Annotated in this window: 15 protein-coding genes; 5 read left to right on the forward strand and 10 right to left on the reverse strand. The window is 52.3% G+C overall.

Annotated elements, in window-relative coordinates; all coding sequences use genetic code 11:
• Window positions 1-3 precede the first annotated feature (3 nt).
• Window positions 4-351 carry a DUF488 domain-containing protein gene (locus tag PGR23_RS03705; protein WP_047045364.1) on the reverse strand — a complete coding sequence of 116 codons (348 nt, stop codon included), beginning with the start codon at window positions 349-351 and terminating at the stop codon, window positions 4-6.
• Between the two features lie 140 nt (window positions 352-491).
• Here PGR23_RS03705 and PGR23_RS03710 point away from each other — a divergent pair, with 140 nt between their 5' ends.
• Window positions 492-1,184, forward strand: a complete 693-nt coding sequence (locus PGR23_RS03710; protein WP_047066927.1) for a CTP synthase C-terminal region-related (seleno)protein — start codon at window positions 492-494, stop codon at window positions 1,182-1,184.
• 33 nt (window positions 1,185-1,217) lie between these two features.
• Here the strand turns inward: PGR23_RS03710 and PGR23_RS03715 are convergent, their stop codons facing one another.
• Window positions 1,218-2,399: a CynX/NimT family MFS transporter gene (locus tag PGR23_RS03715; protein ID WP_213797709.1), complete on the reverse strand. Its 1,182-nt coding sequence runs from the start codon at window positions 2,397-2,399 to the stop codon at window positions 1,218-1,220.
• 97 nt (window positions 2,400-2,496) lie between these two features.
• On the opposite strand from PGR23_RS03715, the gene PGR23_RS03720 reads away from it, so the two are divergent.
• Window positions 2,497-3,291 carry an AraC family transcriptional regulator gene (locus PGR23_RS03720; protein WP_163351358.1) on the forward strand — a complete coding sequence of 265 codons (795 nt, stop codon included), beginning with the start codon at window positions 2,497-2,499 and terminating at the stop codon, window positions 3,289-3,291.
• On the opposite strand, the gene PGR23_RS03725 is transcribed toward PGR23_RS03720, so the two are convergent.
• The 6 genes from PGR23_RS03725 to yeaG all read right to left on the reverse strand — a co-directional run bounded on the left by PGR23_RS03725 (window position 3,275) and on the right by yeaG (window position 10,306).
• Complete coding sequence (locus PGR23_RS03725) at window positions 3,275-3,721, reverse strand: DUF441 domain-containing protein (RefSeq protein WP_045393296.1); 447 nt, start codon at window positions 3,719-3,721, stop codon at window positions 3,275-3,277. The two genes, PGR23_RS03720 and PGR23_RS03725, sit on opposite strands and share 17 nt — an antisense overlap.
• 140 nt (window positions 3,722-3,861) lie before the next feature.
• Window positions 3,862-4,362, reverse strand: coding sequence for a YbaK/prolyl-tRNA synthetase associated domain-containing protein (locus PGR23_RS03730; protein ID WP_047077929.1), 501 nt, complete (start codon window positions 4,360-4,362; stop codon window positions 3,862-3,864).
• A gap of 60 nt (window positions 4,363-4,422) precedes the next feature.
• On the reverse strand, window positions 4,423-5,913 hold the full coding sequence (dgcJ, locus tag PGR23_RS03735) for a diguanylate cyclase DgcJ (protein ID WP_396279599.1): 1,491 nt from the start codon (window positions 5,911-5,913) through the stop codon (window positions 4,423-4,425).
• Between the two features lie 205 nt (window positions 5,914-6,118).
• Complete coding sequence (locus PGR23_RS03740; RefSeq protein WP_047077931.1) at window positions 6,119-6,334, reverse strand: hypothetical protein; 216 nt, start codon at window positions 6,332-6,334, stop codon at window positions 6,119-6,121.
• Between the two features lie 636 nt (window positions 6,335-6,970).
• Window positions 6,971-8,254 (reverse strand): YeaH/YhbH family protein, encoded by a 1,284-nt coding sequence (locus PGR23_RS03745; RefSeq protein WP_015366144.1) that lies wholly within the window; start codon window positions 8,252-8,254, stop codon window positions 6,971-6,973.
• A gap of 117 nt (window positions 8,255-8,371) precedes the next feature.
• A complete protein-coding gene (yeaG, locus tag PGR23_RS03750; RefSeq protein WP_015366145.1) occupies window positions 8,372-10,306 on the reverse strand; it encodes a protein kinase YeaG in 1,935 nt (644 codons plus the stop codon).
• A 427-nt stretch (window positions 10,307-10,733) separates the two neighbouring features.
• Here yeaG and PGR23_RS03755 point away from each other — a divergent pair, with 427 nt between their 5' ends.
• On the forward strand, window positions 10,734-11,480 hold the full coding sequence (locus tag PGR23_RS03755) for a MipA/OmpV family protein (protein ID WP_045393290.1): 747 nt from the start codon (window positions 10,734-10,736) through the stop codon (window positions 11,478-11,480).
• A gap of 332 nt (window positions 11,481-11,812) precedes the next feature.
• On the opposite strand, the gene PGR23_RS03760 is transcribed toward PGR23_RS03755, so the two are convergent.
• Together PGR23_RS03760 and gapA are read right to left on the reverse strand one after the other, a co-directional pair.
• Window positions 11,813-12,697, reverse strand: a complete 885-nt coding sequence (locus PGR23_RS03760) for a D-hexose-6-phosphate mutarotase (RefSeq protein ID WP_213797711.1) — start codon at window positions 12,695-12,697, stop codon at window positions 11,813-11,815.
• Window positions 12,698-12,768: 71 nt separating this feature from the next.
• Window positions 12,769-13,764: a glyceraldehyde-3-phosphate dehydrogenase gene (gene gapA / locus PGR23_RS03765; RefSeq protein WP_004203784.1), complete on the reverse strand. Its 996-nt coding sequence runs from the start codon at window positions 13,762-13,764 to the stop codon at window positions 12,769-12,771.
• Window positions 13,765-14,102: 338 nt separating this feature from the next.
• Between gapA and msrB the strand changes: the two genes are divergently transcribed.
• Together msrB and PGR23_RS03775 are read left to right on the forward strand one after the other, a co-directional pair.
• Window positions 14,103-14,516 carry a peptide-methionine (R)-S-oxide reductase MsrB gene (gene msrB, locus PGR23_RS03770; protein WP_045393286.1) on the forward strand — a complete coding sequence of 138 codons (414 nt, stop codon included), beginning with the start codon at window positions 14,103-14,105 and terminating at the stop codon, window positions 14,514-14,516.
• Window positions 14,517-14,557: 41 nt separating this feature from the next.
• Window positions 14,558-14,836: a YeaC family protein gene (locus PGR23_RS03775; protein WP_015366149.1), complete on the forward strand. Its 279-nt coding sequence runs from the start codon at window positions 14,558-14,560 to the stop codon at window positions 14,834-14,836.
• The last annotated feature ends 62 nt before the right edge of the window (window positions 14,837-14,898 follow it).

Genomic DNA, 14,898 nt, shown 5'->3' on the forward strand with positions numbered 1-14,898 from the left:
CCGCTAGATTAAGCTCTTTAGCCACTCCGCCAGCACCAGCGCATGGTTTTGTTGCGTATCTTTTGCCGCATAGAGCAGGGTTAATGGTTGCTGGTTGGCCAATTTGGCGAGCCGTAGCCCTTCATCGCGATGGTTTTCCAGTTCTTTGTGGTACTGCTGGCGGAAGTGAGGGAAGTCAATCGCTTCTCCATGCAGAGCCTTGCGTAAATCGCTGGAAGGCGTCAGGGTTTTACACCACTCGTCATAATGCAAATCCTCTTTTTTTATCCCCCGTGGCCACAGGCGATCGACCAGCACGCGGTAACCGTCGCTGGCCTCTGTAGGGTCATAAACGCGTTTACATTGAATCATCATTATTCTCCCGTCGTTATGTCAATCTGGCGGCAAGCCCTTGCAGCACACCGATAAATAACCATTGTGTTCCGCGAATGATAACGCTAATCTGAGGTTCCTTGTGTTGCCAGATAATCCACAGACATAAGGATCCTGCTATGAACACCCCTTTGCGCATTGCCCTTGTTGGCGATTACAACCCTGACGTGATTGCCCATAAGGCGATTCCGCTGGCTATCGATGACGCTGCCGCGGTTCTGGAACAACCGGTGAGTTATGACTGGATAGCCACCAGCGAGATTACCAGCGCTGACCGGCTCACCGATTATGACGCTATCTGGGTGGTTCCCGCCAGCCCGTATAAAAACGCCGAAGGCGCATTTATCGCCATTCGTTACGCCCGTGAAAATGGTATTCCGTTCCTCGGCACCTGCGGCGGTTTCCAGCACGCGATTATCGAATACGCCCGTAATGTAATGGGATGGCAGGATGCGGCGCACGCCGAAACCGATAGCGAAGGGCGAATGGTCATTGCGCCGTTAAGCTGTTCGCTGGTGGAGAAATCAGACGCTATCGAGCTGCGCGCGAACACGCTGATTGCTCGCGCTTATGGCCGGGACAGCATTGAAGAGGGATATCATTGTAACTACGGCATTGCCGAAAGCTTTGCCCATGAGCTGGAGCAGGGCGCGCTGCGGGTGACCGGATGGGATGAGAACGGCGAGATCCGCGCCGTGGAGTTAACCACCCATCCGTTCTTCGTCGCCACGCTGTTTCAGCACGAGCGCAACGCGCTGGAAGGGCGTCCGGCGCCGCTGGTACAGGCTTTCCTGCACGCAGCCCGACAATAAAAAATCGGCAGCCCCGGCTGCCGACCCTTGTTATTAATGAATTTCCCGCGCCCTGCCGGCAAGGGCGCCAAACAGCGCCATGATCACTGCGATGAGTGCGACGATAATTAACGGTATATGCCAATCGCCGTAAGCATCATGGATTTTACCGATGAGCGGCGGCCCGCAGGCGGCCAGCAGATAACCGATAGTCTGCGCCATGCCGGAGAGCGCCGCGGCCTGATGCGCTGAGCTGGCGCGCAGGCCAATAAACGTCAGGCCAAGGATCATGGTAGCGCCGGATCCGAAACCAAAAATCAATGTCCAGATCACCGCCTGACCGGGCAGTAACCACAGACCGAGCGTGCTGAACACGCACATTAAGGCGACCAGAACGGCGATGCCACGCTGATCTTTCAGGCGATGGAGTACTAGCGGGATGGCCAGGCCAGGCGCAGCGGTCGCCAGCTGCAACAGACCATGCAGAGAGCCAGCCTGCGCTTCGCTGTAGCCCATACTCTGCAGGATTGCGGGCAGCCAACCGACGATCACGTAATAGACCAGTGAATTAATGCCGAGGAACAGCGTTACCTGCCAGGCCAGCGCCGAACGCCAGATCCCCCGATTGTGCGCGGCGCCCGAACCGGTCATCGGCGTGGAAGCCTGGCGGCGGGCCTGCGGCAGCCAGAGAAAGAGCGCAAATAGGGGGAAAATCATCAGCAGCAGCAGCGCGCCGCGCCAGCCAAAACCCACTAGCGCCAGCGGCACCACCATTGCGGAACCTGCCGCCGCCGCCGCGCCCATGGTAATGGAGTAGGCGCCGGTCATACGGGCGACATGGCCGGAAAAATCACGCTTAATTAACCCAGGCAGCAGCACGTTACCCAGCGCGATTCCGCAGCCAATGAGCGCTGTACCGAGATATAGCCAGGCTGTTGAGGGGAGGGAACGTAATCCGATCCCGAGGCAAATAATCACCATCGCCAGCAGCAGGCTACGCTCAATGCCGAAACGGCGGGCGACGCCGGCCGCCAGCGGAGAGACCAGTCCGAAGGCCAGCAAAGGTAGTGTAGTGAGCAGCCCGGTTTGCGCCGTCGTCAGTTGGTATTCAGCGCGTATCGCATCCAGCAGTGGGGCGATACCGGTGAAAGTTACCCGTAGCGTGGCGGCGATAAATAAAATGCCGACAATCAGCAGCAGCTTGCTGCCGTCGGCAGAGGAAGAAACAGGACTCATAACGTTCTCAGACTAATAAACAGGGTCGTAACAATAGCCTGTTTAACCGCTGTTTGAATCAAGCTAAAATGACAGATTATCGCTAATATCGGACAATTTGATGATTGGACTGGGTTTAGACGGCTATGAACCAGACAGCGGCCATGAAGCGGCGCTGGCGTTTCGCATCCAGGTGGTGGACGACGAGCAGTTTATTCCGCGCCATCAGCACCGCAAAGGTCAACTGATCCTCGCGCTGCACGGCGCTTTAACCTGCGAAGTGGATAACGCTATGTGGATGGTGCCGCCGCTGTATGCGGTGTGGGTACCGGGTCAGCTTCCACACAGCAATCGTGCAACGCCAGGGGCGCAGGTGTGCTTTTTGTTCATCGAACCGGGGGCGGCGCCGATGCCTGAGCATTGCTGCACGTTAAAAATCTCACCCCTGGTGCGAGAGTTGATTATGACCCTTGCCGAACGCGGCAGGGAGGCGCTTGACGCGCCGCCTACGCAGCGCCTGGTGCAGGTATTATTTGATGAGCTACCGCAACAACCGCAGGAGCACCTGCAGTTGCCGGTTTCAGGACATCCGAAGATCCGCCGGATGGCCGACACCATGGCCCGCGATCCGGCGCACTGGCAGACGCTGTCGCAGTGGGCGGCGGCGTTCGCCATGAGCGAACGCAACCTGGCGCGGCTGGTGGTGCGGGAGACCGGGCTTAGCTTTCGCCGCTGGCGGCATCAGCTGCAGTTGATTCTGGCGCTGCAGATGCTGGTGCGCGGACAGACGGTACAGCAAACCGCCCAGACGCTCGGTTATGATTCAACAACCGCCTTTATCACCATGTTTAAAAAAGGATTAGGGCAAACGCCTGGCCGCTACCACGCCAGTTTATCTAAGCCTTTCCGATAAAAAGTGAAATAATGCCGGCGGCGATAAGCGGCCCGACCGGGACGCCACGAAACAGCGCCACGCCCAGCACGGTACCCACCAGCAGCCCGGCGACCAGCTGAGGCTGCGAACCCATAAGCGCGACTCCGCGTCCGCCAAGCCACGAGACGAACACGCCCACGGCAATCGCCAGCAGTGACTTCCAGTTCACAAAAGAGTGGATAAGCGTCGAGGGCGGTAACGTTCCGCTGGCGATGGGAGCCATCACGCCGATGGTCAGAATGATGATACCAATGGTCAGCCCCTGCTTTTCAATCCAGGGGAAGAAAACATTAAGCGGCGTCACCCGCACGATGATGAGCACCAGTATTGAGATAGCGACAGTGGTGTTATGGCTGATAAAGCCGAGCGCCGCCAGCCCCAGCAAAATAAACAGGGTTGTATCGAACATGCCAGAGATCCTTGCCAAAATAAAAAAAGAAAACCTGCTTACTCTACGCATAATCGCGTGAATAAACAGGCTTTTAATTTATTTGCTGCAAATAAGACTACCAGCGCTGCCCGTGAACCTTGTCGCATACCGGCGATGCGTTAAATGACGCGACGGAACGCTACCAGCTCAGGACGGGCGATACGCAGATAATCGTCGGTATTCATAATGATCGATTTTTCCAGCAGTCCGGCATTAAAGGCTATTTCTGTAAAACGTTCGAACAGCAACGGGTCGGCGACCAGTTTTAGCTTAGGGTGGAAGCTAAACGGCGGAATAGCGCCGAATACGCAGGCGGTAAGGGCATCGACTTCTGCCGGGCTGGCGAGTGACGCTTTACTGCCGCCAATATGCTGCGCCAGGCGGGATAAATCGGCCTGCTGATCGGCGGCAAGGATAGCCAGCACGTGCTGGCTTATCCCATTACCTTTCACTTTACAGACCAGCGCTTTGGCGCCCTGTCCCAGCGCGGTACCGCGGATTGCAGATACGGCTTCACATTTACCAACGGCTTCATGTTCCATAACCCGGTAGCGAGCCTGTTGCCGATCAAGGAGGCGACATAACCGCTGGTGTATGTCTGCGGTCTCTGGCGATTGCATGTTGCGATAGTTCCTCTACAGAAAAGGCAAAGCTTAACCCCGCGCGATGGCAATGAAAACTTATCTGCGAAGGTCGGGGCTTTTTTTCTGCTTTTTGTTCATATACAGGCGCGCATCGGCAGCTTTCATTGCGTCGCTGAGTGATTGTTCTGGCGCGAGATGTTCCCCGCCCCAGGAAAAATCGACGCGCTGTTGATGGTCATGAATCGCCAGATATTGCCGGATCTTCGCCGGGATATTTTCCGCTTCATCGTGCGGATAATCGATCAGAATTAGAAAGAACTCATCGCCTCCTAAGCGCACGCCATAATCGCTGCTACGAATGGAAGCGGAAATAGCCCGCGCCAGAAGAATAATCGCTTCGTCGCCGGCGTTATGCCCCCAGGTATCGTTGATCTTTTTCAGTCCATCGCAGTCAAGCGCTATCGTTACCACGTTAACCCCTTGCGCGGTAAGCCGTTGCAGGCGCGACTCCAGCATCGGGGTAAGGATCTTACGATTATAAAGGCCGGTCATGGTATCGCTGATATTCTCTTTCGATACCGAGTTATAAAGGCGGAAATGAACCCGCACCAGATGCAGTAACGCGGCGGTAGAGAGTAAATAAAACAGGAAGAGTTTCCACGAACTGAGCAGAAAATACATAATATCAAGAGATAAGCTTATCCGTAAGTTTTCTGCCACCTGATGGGTGTAATGGGCGTAATTCAACAGATGTGTTTTACTATGATGTACCTCAATGAGGGCGCCGGTATCGGAATCCTTCAAGGTAATATCCAGATAGCGCCACACTAAAGGCCGGTCGCTGGTATATAACAACGCCTCAATCTCTTGCGCGGTCACATCGACCATCACTACGCCTTTTAGCTTATCCTTGAAATACACCGGCGTTAAAAACGATAAAATATTCTTTCCCGTCATCGCATCAACATACACGGTTGAGATGAGCGAGCGACCCTGTTCTAAACCATCGAGGCTGGCCTGGCTAATACCCAGTTTACTGTCCTGAAGAAAATTCCAGTTCTGTATCGGATTGCTTTTAATTCTGACGGGTGCATAAAAATAGATATATTTATTTACCAGATCTATGTAATAGCGAAAGCGTTTTTCTGATTTGAGCGTCGCAGGAACCTCTGGCTGCCAGCTATCATTCCTGGCAACCGCGCGATCGAATGCCTGGAGCGCAGGAATATCGCCACGCCACTTGCGGCAGTCGGCATGCGCGGCGCTTAGCGTGCCATGCAGTTGGGGATAGGTATATCCGGCGATATTCAAACCACTGACATCCCCGTTGTGTTGTACGCTATTGCAGACCTGCTCTAGCTCCGTTTGATTTGGGGGAGTATCCAGTTTGCGCAGAAATTGAGAGATGATGAGTTGATTCTGATACTTATCATAGAGAAAGGTCGATTCTCCTTTTTCTATGATGTATCGCATATAGCCTGACATATCGCGATGGGTAGCGATTAATTCGTATACAAGAAATGAAGACGTCAACACCACAACGCCTGCGGAAATAACATGTCGCAGTAATTTATTCTGTAATTTCATGATGTTTGGATTCGTCTTACCCGTTTAGCTGATTTTATCATAGTGGATAAACAGGCTACCAGAGCGTGGGTGAACGAACGGCTGGTCAGATTAACTATGCTGACAGATAGTGTAGGTGTGGAGAACGAGGCAGGGCAGACTAACTAAAATGCGGCACTCTTCATGACGCGTGTCTGAAGAGTGCGCAGGACTGGCCAAAGGCCACTCATGAGGCGGCGGAGGCAAACATTTTGCTTCCGGCGACTTGTGACATGACAGGCTGATAAACATCGATAGATTCGATATTGTCAAAAGTCACCATGTCGGATTTGCAAAAAATGCATTTCGCGCCGAAGGGGTTTTTTTCGCTCACATCAAAATGTGAGGTTCTGTACTGTGACCCATGGCAGCACGGGCATCGGAAATGAATATTGTTAATCATAATTTTATCCTTTTATATTATTATGTTTTTTACATTTTGTCACTGACCCACAGATGAATATGTAAATTTCTGATGGGCTGAACTGCAAAACGGAAATATCGTTTGCGTTACTACTAAAAATAGCATGCCTGACAAATTATGTTATCAATTTATGCCATTTTGTGTTGATTTGAATGAGATGCTTCTTATTTATCTACTCAGGTCAAGGCCGTCATCGTTATCGTAAATCAGAAGTTCGCATCAAATTCAGCCAGCGTTTAACCGTCTTACTAAGCCATTACTCTTATTAGTCATCTTCTATCCAGTTTTTAATGTATCAAAGCATACAGGATTTGATTTGCAGAAGAATCTTAATACTATTGGAGAGACTCAGGAAAGGTGGTATCAGCGATAGCGCCTGGAGGTGTGAGTAACTGCTTGGGTAATATATTTCTGTCTTTCAAATCGACGTAACCATTAACGCATAGTAGAAAAAATAGTGCAACCTTTATTTTAGCCGTCCGGAGGCCCGATGCGTAAAGGATTAATTCGGCAATTATCAAAATGTAAATGTACGGAGCCAGAATCTGCCTGGCAATGTGTTTTCGTGACAGATAAATCAGCCAGAATGGGTATTTATCTGGCTGATTTATGAGACTAAGTATTACTGGTGGCGCCTTGTTTATGGAACAGCTCGCGGAAGACCGGGTAAATATCTTCCTGATCGCGAATATGCTGCATTGCAAAATTCTCAAACGTCGCCTGCAGATGCTCATACTCGCGCCACAGCGTCTGGTGGGCGCGGCGGGTGATTTCGATATAGCTGTAGTAACGAACTACCGGCAATATTTTCTTCGCCAGCAGTTCATGACACAGCGGCGAGTCGTCCGCCCAGTTATCGCCATCCGACGCCTGCGCGGCGTAAATATTCCACTGCGCCGGGTCATAGCGGGCTTTAACAACCTCATCCATCAGCTTTAAGGCGCTTGAAACGATCGTGCCGCCGGTCTCCTGGGAATAGAAAAACTCATGTTCATCCACCTCTTTCGCCTGGGTGTGGTGGCGAATATAGACCACCTCAACGTTTTTATAGGTCCGGCTGAGGAACAAATACAGCAGAATGTAAAAACGTTTCGCCATGTCTTTTGTGGACTGGTCCATTGAACCAGAAACATCCATCAGGCAGAACATCACCGCCTGGCTTGAAGGCTCCGGTCGTTTCTCATAGTTTTTATAGCGTAAATCAAAGGTGTCGATAAACGGCACGCGCTCAATTTTAGCCCGCAGTTCAGCAATCTCTTTACGTAGCCGCTCCTCTTCCAGCAACTGCGCTGGTTCGCTTTTGGCAATGGTATCGAGATCGTCTTCCAGCGCCCGCAGTTCGCGCCGTTTACCGGCGGTCATCGCGGTTCGCCGCGCCAGCGAATTCTGTAGCGAGCGCACCACGCTGATATTGGCCGGCACGCCGTTGGCGGTAAAACCCGCACGATGGGTTTTGAACTCGTTCAACTGGCGTTGCTGGTTTTTCTTCAGGTTGGGAAGGGCCAGATCTTCAAACAGCAGGTCAAGATATTCATCTTTGGAAATCTGAAAGACGAATTCATCCTGGCCCTCGCCATCGGCGCTGGCTTGCCCCTGACCACCGCCGCCTCCGCCGCCGCCGCCCTGAGGGCGTTCAATGCGGTCATTCTGCACAAAGTGATCGTTGCCGGGATGGACGCGATTACGTAGCCCGCCGCGCCCCTGATGAAACATCGGCTCGTTAATATCGTCCGTCGGAATAGAGACAGACTCACCGCTGTCGATATCGGTCACCGAACGTTTATTGATGGCTTCGGAGATCGACTGCTTTATCTGCGCCTTGTAACGGCGCAGAAAGCGCTGACGATTGACAGCGCTTTTGTTCTTCCCGTTCAGGCGTCGGTCTATGAACCAGGTCATATGCCCTCCTGTACTGCATTTGCCAACTGTACCCTGATGTTGATTAGGGTAGATGTCTTTCATTATACGAGCCGTGGTGCTGAAACCCGGCAGCCGCGGCTACCGGGTTTGTCGCTATCAGGACGATTTACGTACCCGCAGGTACCATTCGCACAGCAGGCGCACCTGTTTACGGGTATAGCCTTTTTCCATCATGCGATCGACAAAGTCGTCGTGTTTTTTCTGCTCGTCGGTAGACGTTTTGGCATTGAACGAAATGACCGGCAACAGCTCCTCGGTATTGGAGAACATTTTCTTCTCAATAACCGTGCGCAGTTTTTCATAGCTGGTCCAGTTCGGATTACGTCCGCTGTTATTCGCTCTGGCGCGCAGCACGAAGTTGACGATTTCATTACGGAAATCTTTCGGGTTGCTGATCCCCGCAGGCTTCTCGATTTTCTCCAGTTCCGAATTCAGCGATTCACGGTCAAACAATTGCCCGGTATCCGGATCGCGGTACTCCTGATCCTGAATCCAGAAATCCGCATAAGTGACATATCTGTCAAAAATGTTCTGTCCATATTCGGAATAAGACTCAAGATACGCCGTCTGGATCTCTTTGCCGATAAACTCGGCGTATTTCGGGATCAGATAGCCTTTAAGGAATTCCAGATAACGTTCGGCCTGCTCTTGCGGGAACTGTTCGCGTTCGATTTGCTGTTCCAGCACGTAGAACAGATGGACCGGGTTGGCCGCCACTTCGGCATGATCGAAGTTAAACACCCTTGAGAGAATTTTAAAGGCAAAACGGGTAGAGAGACCGTTCATCCCTTCGTCGACGCCGGCGTAATCACGATACTCCTGGTAGGATTTCGCTTTCGGGTCGGTATCTTTCAGGCTTTCGCCGTCATAGACGCGCATCTTCGAGTAGATGCTCGAGTTTTCCGGCTCTTTCAGGCGCGACAGAATAGAGAAGCGCGACAGCGTTTCAAGCGTTCCTGGGGCGCATGGCGCATGGGTCAGCTCACTGTTATTCAACAGTTTTTCATAAATACGGATCTCTTCCGAGATGCGCAGGCAATAAGGCACTTTGACGATATAGACACGGTCAAGGAACGCCTCGTTGTTTTTGTTATTACGGAAGGTTACCCACTCGGATTCGTTGGAGTGCGCGAGGATAATGCCGTTGAACGGCAGGGCGGAGATCCCCTCGGTACCGTTATAGTTGCCTTCCTGGGTCGCCGTCAGCAGTGGGTGCAGTACCTTAATCGGCGCTTTAAACATCTCGACGAATTCCATGATCCCCTGGTTGGCGCGGCACAGCGCGCCGGAGTAACCATAGGCATCCGGGTCGTTTTGCGCATAGTGTTCCAGTTTACGGATATCCACTTTCCCCACCAGCGCCGAAATATCCTGGTTATTTTCATCACCGGGTTCCGTTTTGGCGATGGCAATCTGTTCGAGGATTGACGGCCACACTTTCACGACGCGGAATTTAGTGATATCACCGCCGAACTCGTGCAGGCGTTTCGCCGCCCATGGCGACATAATTGTGCCGAGATAACGGTTAGGAATACCGTATTCTTTGTTGAGGATCTGCGCGTCCTCCTGCGGGTTAAACAGGCACAGCGGATGATCGTTGACCGGGCTGCGTTCGCCGTTGGCGCTCAGTACATAGATTGGCACTCGCTGCATCAGCGATTTCAGTCGTTCCGCCAGCGAGGACTTACCACCGCCGACCGGCCCCAGCAGATACAGAATCTGTTTTTTCTCTTCCAGACCCTGCGCAGCATGTTTCAGATAGGAAACAATCTGCTCGATGGCATCTTCCATACCATAAAACTCTTCAAACGCCGGATAGCGTGCAACAACCCGGTTTGAAAAGAGGCGGGACAGCCGCGGCTCCAGGGCCGTATCGACCATGACTGGTTCACCAATGGCCGTCAATAGCCGCTCAGCCGCGTTGGCATAAGCACTGCGATCTTGCCGGCAGATGGTAAGAAACTCCTGCAGTGTGAACTCTTCGTCCTTGGCAGCTTCATAGCGCTGGCGATAGTGATCGAATATATTCATGGCATGCCGTCCTTTCGTTTTTTAGCACAGGTTGAGAGCCGTTCATATGAATAGTAGGGGCCCCCGGAAGGAGCAGGCTGAACGACATCCTTCACTTCTCAGCAACCCTCGTGCCAGGTTACAGAAGCGATTTGGATAACGTGCTCTGCGACTACACCTTCTAAATTTAAGCGTAGATGCATTTAGAAAACTTGCATGCCGCTAAAACTCAATTTCAATGACATATCAATAACTCATCCGGAAACCAGGCAATTTTTCGCATATCTTGCCAAAGCCGTTCATCAATGCGTCATGAAGTTGCAAGAGGGCGGTCATCAAGCAGTGGGAAATTGTTCGGTTTAGTGTAAGAGCAAGTAAAGCATTTGAGGCATGACCTCTACGACGTTAAACTGCACGCGCTAATTATTTGACAACAGGAATATGGATCGTGACTAAAATCAAACTTCTGGCACTGGGTGTGTTCATCGCGACGTCAGCTAGCGCAGCGCACGCTGACGGGAAGTTAACGCTGGGGGCCGGCGTGGGCGTCGTCGAGCATCCTTATAAACAATATGATGCAGATGTTTATCCGGTACCTGTCATTAGTTATGAAAGTGATAATTTCTGGTTCCACGGTTTGGGTGGTGGTTACTACCTGTGGAATGATACCAACGACAAACTGTCCGTGACCGCTTACTGGTCGCCGATGTATTTCAAGCCGGGCGACAGCGACAATTCGCAGATGCGCAAGCTGGACCGCCGCAAATCCACCATGATGGCGGGTTTGAGCTACGTTCATAACACTCAGTACGGATTCCTGCGTACGACGCTTGCCGGTGATACGCTGGACAACAGCAACGGTATCACCTGGGATCTGGCCTGGCTGTACCGTTATACCAACGGCAACCTGACCCTGACGCCGGGTATTGGCGTGGAGTGGAACAGCGATAATCAAAACGAATACTACTACGGCGTCTCGAAGCATGAGTCTAATCGCAGCGGCATGCGCAGCTACGATCCTGACAGCAGCTGGAACCCGTATCTGGAGCTGGCGGCGAACTATCGTTTCCTCGGCGACTGGAGCGTTTACGGTATCGCCCGCTACACTCGTTTGTCTGACGAAATCACCGATAGCCCGATGGTGGACAAATCCTGGAGCGGCCTGATTTCGACCGGGATTACCTACTCCTTCTAACAGCGCACTACGACAGACTTTTTTGTGCATCAAAACAGGGCGTTATGCCCTGTTTTGCTATACGGTGGCGCGAAAGTGGCGAACTCCCACGACAATTCGCGTTTATGCCGGGTGGCGGCTACGCCTTATCCGGCCTACGGTCCGTGCCATTGTGAGCTTAAATCTCTATCTCGTACCTATGGTTACTGACACTGCCGGTGTTGGTGGCGACTGGCCGCCCCCTGTCGCCCCATTAAAGTAGGCCTGATAAGCGAAGCGCCATCAGGCGCACATAGGCTACCCGCTCACGCCCGACGGTTATCGGGCGTTTTCGTACAGGGTTTGCGCGTTGATTAACGCTTCACGACGCGAATGGTCTGCGCCAGGCGGGTGGGTTTCTCTTCGCTGGCTTTCTGCGGCACGGTCACGCAGCAGGTTTCGACGCAAACGAAAGTTTTGTAGCCATCATCCGGCATATCGCCCATGCTGACGGAAAGCGCCGGGCCCGGGTTCCAGGCAACGACGTTACCGTGGTGGCGATGGACCACATCGATGTTGCGCTTCAGGACATCATCATGAATCACGCTGCAGGCTTCGGCGTTCAGATAAACGCGGTCGGTACGGTCAGGGAAGGTCTGGATGCCGTCTTTCAGCACGCCTTCTTCGGCATTCAGCACTTTATCAACATAGCGATCGCCAAGGCCGCTAACTTTCACCGCCGCGATATCGCCAACGTTGAAATAGGTGTGCAGGGCAGAAGTGGTTTCAAACTCGCCGTGGGCTTCCAGTTCGATCTCGCAGGTCTTACCCAGCTTGAAGCGCGCATACAGCGTGAAGTCGTGCGGCCAGTATTTGCGGGTTTCGTCACTGCTCTGCAGTTCGAAGGTCAGCATCACGCCGTTTTCATCTTCGTCCTGGCATTTTAGCGCCCACGGCAGGTTACGTGCGAAACCGTGCGACGGCAGCCCCTGTTGCGCTGATGGGCCGAACCACGGCCAGCAGATGGGTACGCCACCGCGCAGGGCGACGCCGCTTTTAAATGGGGTATTGTTGCTCAACCACAAAACTTCTTCTTCACCGGCCGGTTGCCAGGAGAGCAGGTGAGCGCCCTGTAGGGCGACGGAAGCTTTTACCTGCGGGTGGTCAACGACGATAAGTTCAAGATCGTCCAGCTGGCGGCGGGATAAAGCAGGAGAAAGTTGTTCAATCACCGGGAGAGCAAAAATTTTATTAATCATTACGCCATCCTCTTTCAGGCAAAAAAAAGAGCGACCGAAGCCGCTCTTATTAATTACTTGTTCATCTCAACTTATTTGGAGATGTGAGCAATCAGGTCCAGAACTTTGTTGGAGTAACCAGTTTCGTTGTCGTACCAGGAAACCAGTTTCACGAAGTTGTCGTTCAGTGCGATACCAGCTTTAGCATCGAACACGGAAGTGCAAACTTCGCCGTTGAAATCGGTAGATACAACGTCGTCTTCGGTGTAACCCAGAACGCCTTTCATTGCGCCTTCAGAAGCCGCTTTGATTGCTTTCTTGATTTCTTCGTAGGACGCTGCTTTTTCCAGACGAACGGTCAGGTCAACAACGGATACGTTCGGAGTCGGAACGCGGAACGCCATACCGGTCAGTTTGCCGTTCAGTTCTGGCAGTACTTTACCTACAGCTTTAGCAGCGCCGGTAGAGGACGGGATGATGTTCTGAGCTGCGCCGCGGCCGCCGCGCCAGTCTTTGTGAGACGGGCCATCAACGGTTTTCTGAGTTGCGGTGGTAGCGTGAACGGTGGTCATCAGGCCTTCAACGATACCGAAGTTGTCGTTGATAACTTTAGCCAGCGGAGCCAGGCAGTTAGTGGTGCAGGATGCGTTAGAAACGATGTCCTGGCCTGCGTAAGTGTCGAAGTTAGCGCCGCGAACGAACATCGGAGTGTTGTCTTTGGACGGGCCAGTCAGAACGACTTTTTTCGCGCCAGCGGTGATGTGTTTACGAGCGGTTTCGTCGGTCAGGAAGATACCGGTTGCTTCAGCAACAACGTCAACACCAACTTCGTCCCATTTCAGGTTAGCCGGGTCACGTTCAGCGGTAACACGGATTTTTTTACCGTTAACGACCAGATGACCGTCTTTCACTTCAACGGTGCCGTCGAAACGACCGTGAGTGGAGTCATACTTCAGCATGTAAGCCATGTACTCTGCGTCTAACAGGTCGTTGATTGCAACGATCTCGATGTCAGAACGTTTCTGAGCAGCACGGAAAACAATGCGACCGATACGGCCAAAACCGTTGATACCTACTTTGATAGTCATATATTCCACCAGCTATTTGTTAGTGAATAAAAGGTTGCCTGTAAAATTACAAAAACCTTACGCAGCGTCAAGCGGAATCGTGTCAATCATTGCGACAAATCAATCCTGAGCAGACCTTTGCGCGATTGATTTGCCTCACTCTCCCTTTGAGCCCAATTCCATATGGGGACTGCGTCCGGAATTTTAAAGGTCATATAAGATAAAAATGTGATTAGTATCACAATTATCTGGCTGCCTGATGGCATCGGATAAGTTTAGAACAAAAGTACAGGTTTCATTGTTAATGTTTTGTTAGAATCGACGGGTAAAGTTGCCCTTTCAAAGCGAGAAGTAATCACATGGCTAATAAACCATCTCCTGACGAGCTCAAACAAGAATTGAGCGAGATGCAGTTTTATGTGACGCAGAATCACGGTACCGAACCGCCGTTTACCGGTCGGTTGCTGCATAACAAAAAAGACGGCATCTACCACTGCCTGGTCTGCGATGCGCCGCTGTTTCACTCACAATCCAAGTATGACTCCGGCTGTGGCTGGCCGAGCTTCTATGAGCCGGTGAGCGACGACGCGATTCGTTATCTCAATGATTACTCCCACGGTATGCAGCGTACGGAAATTCGCTGTGGCAATTGCGATGCGCACCTGGGGCATGTCTTCCCGGATGGCCCGCAGCCGACCGGCGAGCGTTTTTGCGTCAATTCGGCCTCATTAAGCTTCACCGATGACCAAAACGGCGAGCGAACCAAAGGCTAAGAAACGATTCAGCAAATTATTCCAAGTCGGATGAGCAGAAGATGGATATCGAGCAAATTATTGCCAGTATGACGCCGGAACTGTACCAACGTTTAGCCACCGCGGTGGAGTTAGGAAAATGGCCGGACGGCGTTGCGCTGACCCCGGAACAAAAAGAAAACAGCATGCAGCTGGTGATGTTGTGGCAGGCGCGCAACAACACGGATGCGCAGCATATGACCATCGACACCAACGGTCAGATGGTGATGAAGAGCAAACAGCAATTGAAAGAGGATTTCGGAATCGTGCCGAAGCCGATTGCGACGTTCAAACCGCAGTAATCTGCTGCACTGAACGCCCGGTTTAACCGGGCGGCTCTTTAAGTCACCCCGGTCGCGTCGTG

Source organism: Klebsiella sp. 141162, assembly GCF_050600755.1.
Lineage (GTDB): Bacteria > Pseudomonadota > Gammaproteobacteria > Enterobacterales > Enterobacteriaceae > Klebsiella > Klebsiella aerogenes.

Bases quoted from the DNA above. Each gene is read 5' to 3' on its own strand.
- PGR23_RS03705 (WP_047045364.1), bottom strand. From the start codon at position 351: ATGATTCAATGTAAACGCGTTTATGACCCTACAGAGGCCAGCGACGGT.
- PGR23_RS03710 (WP_047066927.1), top strand. From the start codon at position 492: ATGAACACCCCTTTGCGCATTGCCCTTGTTGGCGATTACAACCCTGAC.
- PGR23_RS03715 (WP_213797709.1), bottom strand. From the start codon at position 2,399: ATGAGTCCTGTTTCTTCCTCTGCCGACGGCAGCAAGCTGCTGCTGATT.
- PGR23_RS03725 (WP_045393296.1), bottom strand. From the start codon at position 3,721: ATGTTCGATACAACCCTGTTTATTTTGCTGGGGCTGGCGGCGCTCGGC.
- PGR23_RS03730 (WP_047077929.1), bottom strand. From the start codon at position 4,362: ATGCAATCGCCAGAGACCGCAGACATACACCAGCGGTTATGTCGCCTC.
- dgcJ (WP_396279599.1), bottom strand. From the start codon at position 5,913: ATGAAATTACAGAATAAATTACTGCGACATGTTATTTCCGCAGGCGTT.
- PGR23_RS03740 (WP_047077931.1), bottom strand. From the start codon at position 6,334: ATGATTAACAATATTCATTTCCGATGCCCGTGCTGCCATGGGTCACAG.
- PGR23_RS03745 (WP_015366144.1), bottom strand. From the start codon at position 8,254: ATGACCTGGTTCATAGACCGACGCCTGAACGGGAAGAACAAAAGCGCT.
- yeaG (WP_015366145.1), bottom strand. From the start codon at position 10,306: ATGAATATATTCGATCACTATCGCCAGCGCTATGAAGCTGCCAAGGAC.
- PGR23_RS03760 (WP_213797711.1), bottom strand. From the start codon at position 12,697: ATGATTAATAAAATTTTTGCTCTCCCGGTGATTGAACAACTTTCTCCT.
- gapA (WP_004203784.1), bottom strand. From the start codon at position 13,764: ATGACTATCAAAGTAGGTATCAACGGTTTTGGCCGTATCGGTCGCATT.
- msrB (WP_045393286.1), top strand. From the start codon at position 14,103: ATGGCTAATAAACCATCTCCTGACGAGCTCAAACAAGAATTGAGCGAG.
- PGR23_RS03775 (WP_015366149.1), top strand. From the start codon at position 14,558: ATGGATATCGAGCAAATTATTGCCAGTATGACGCCGGAACTGTACCAA.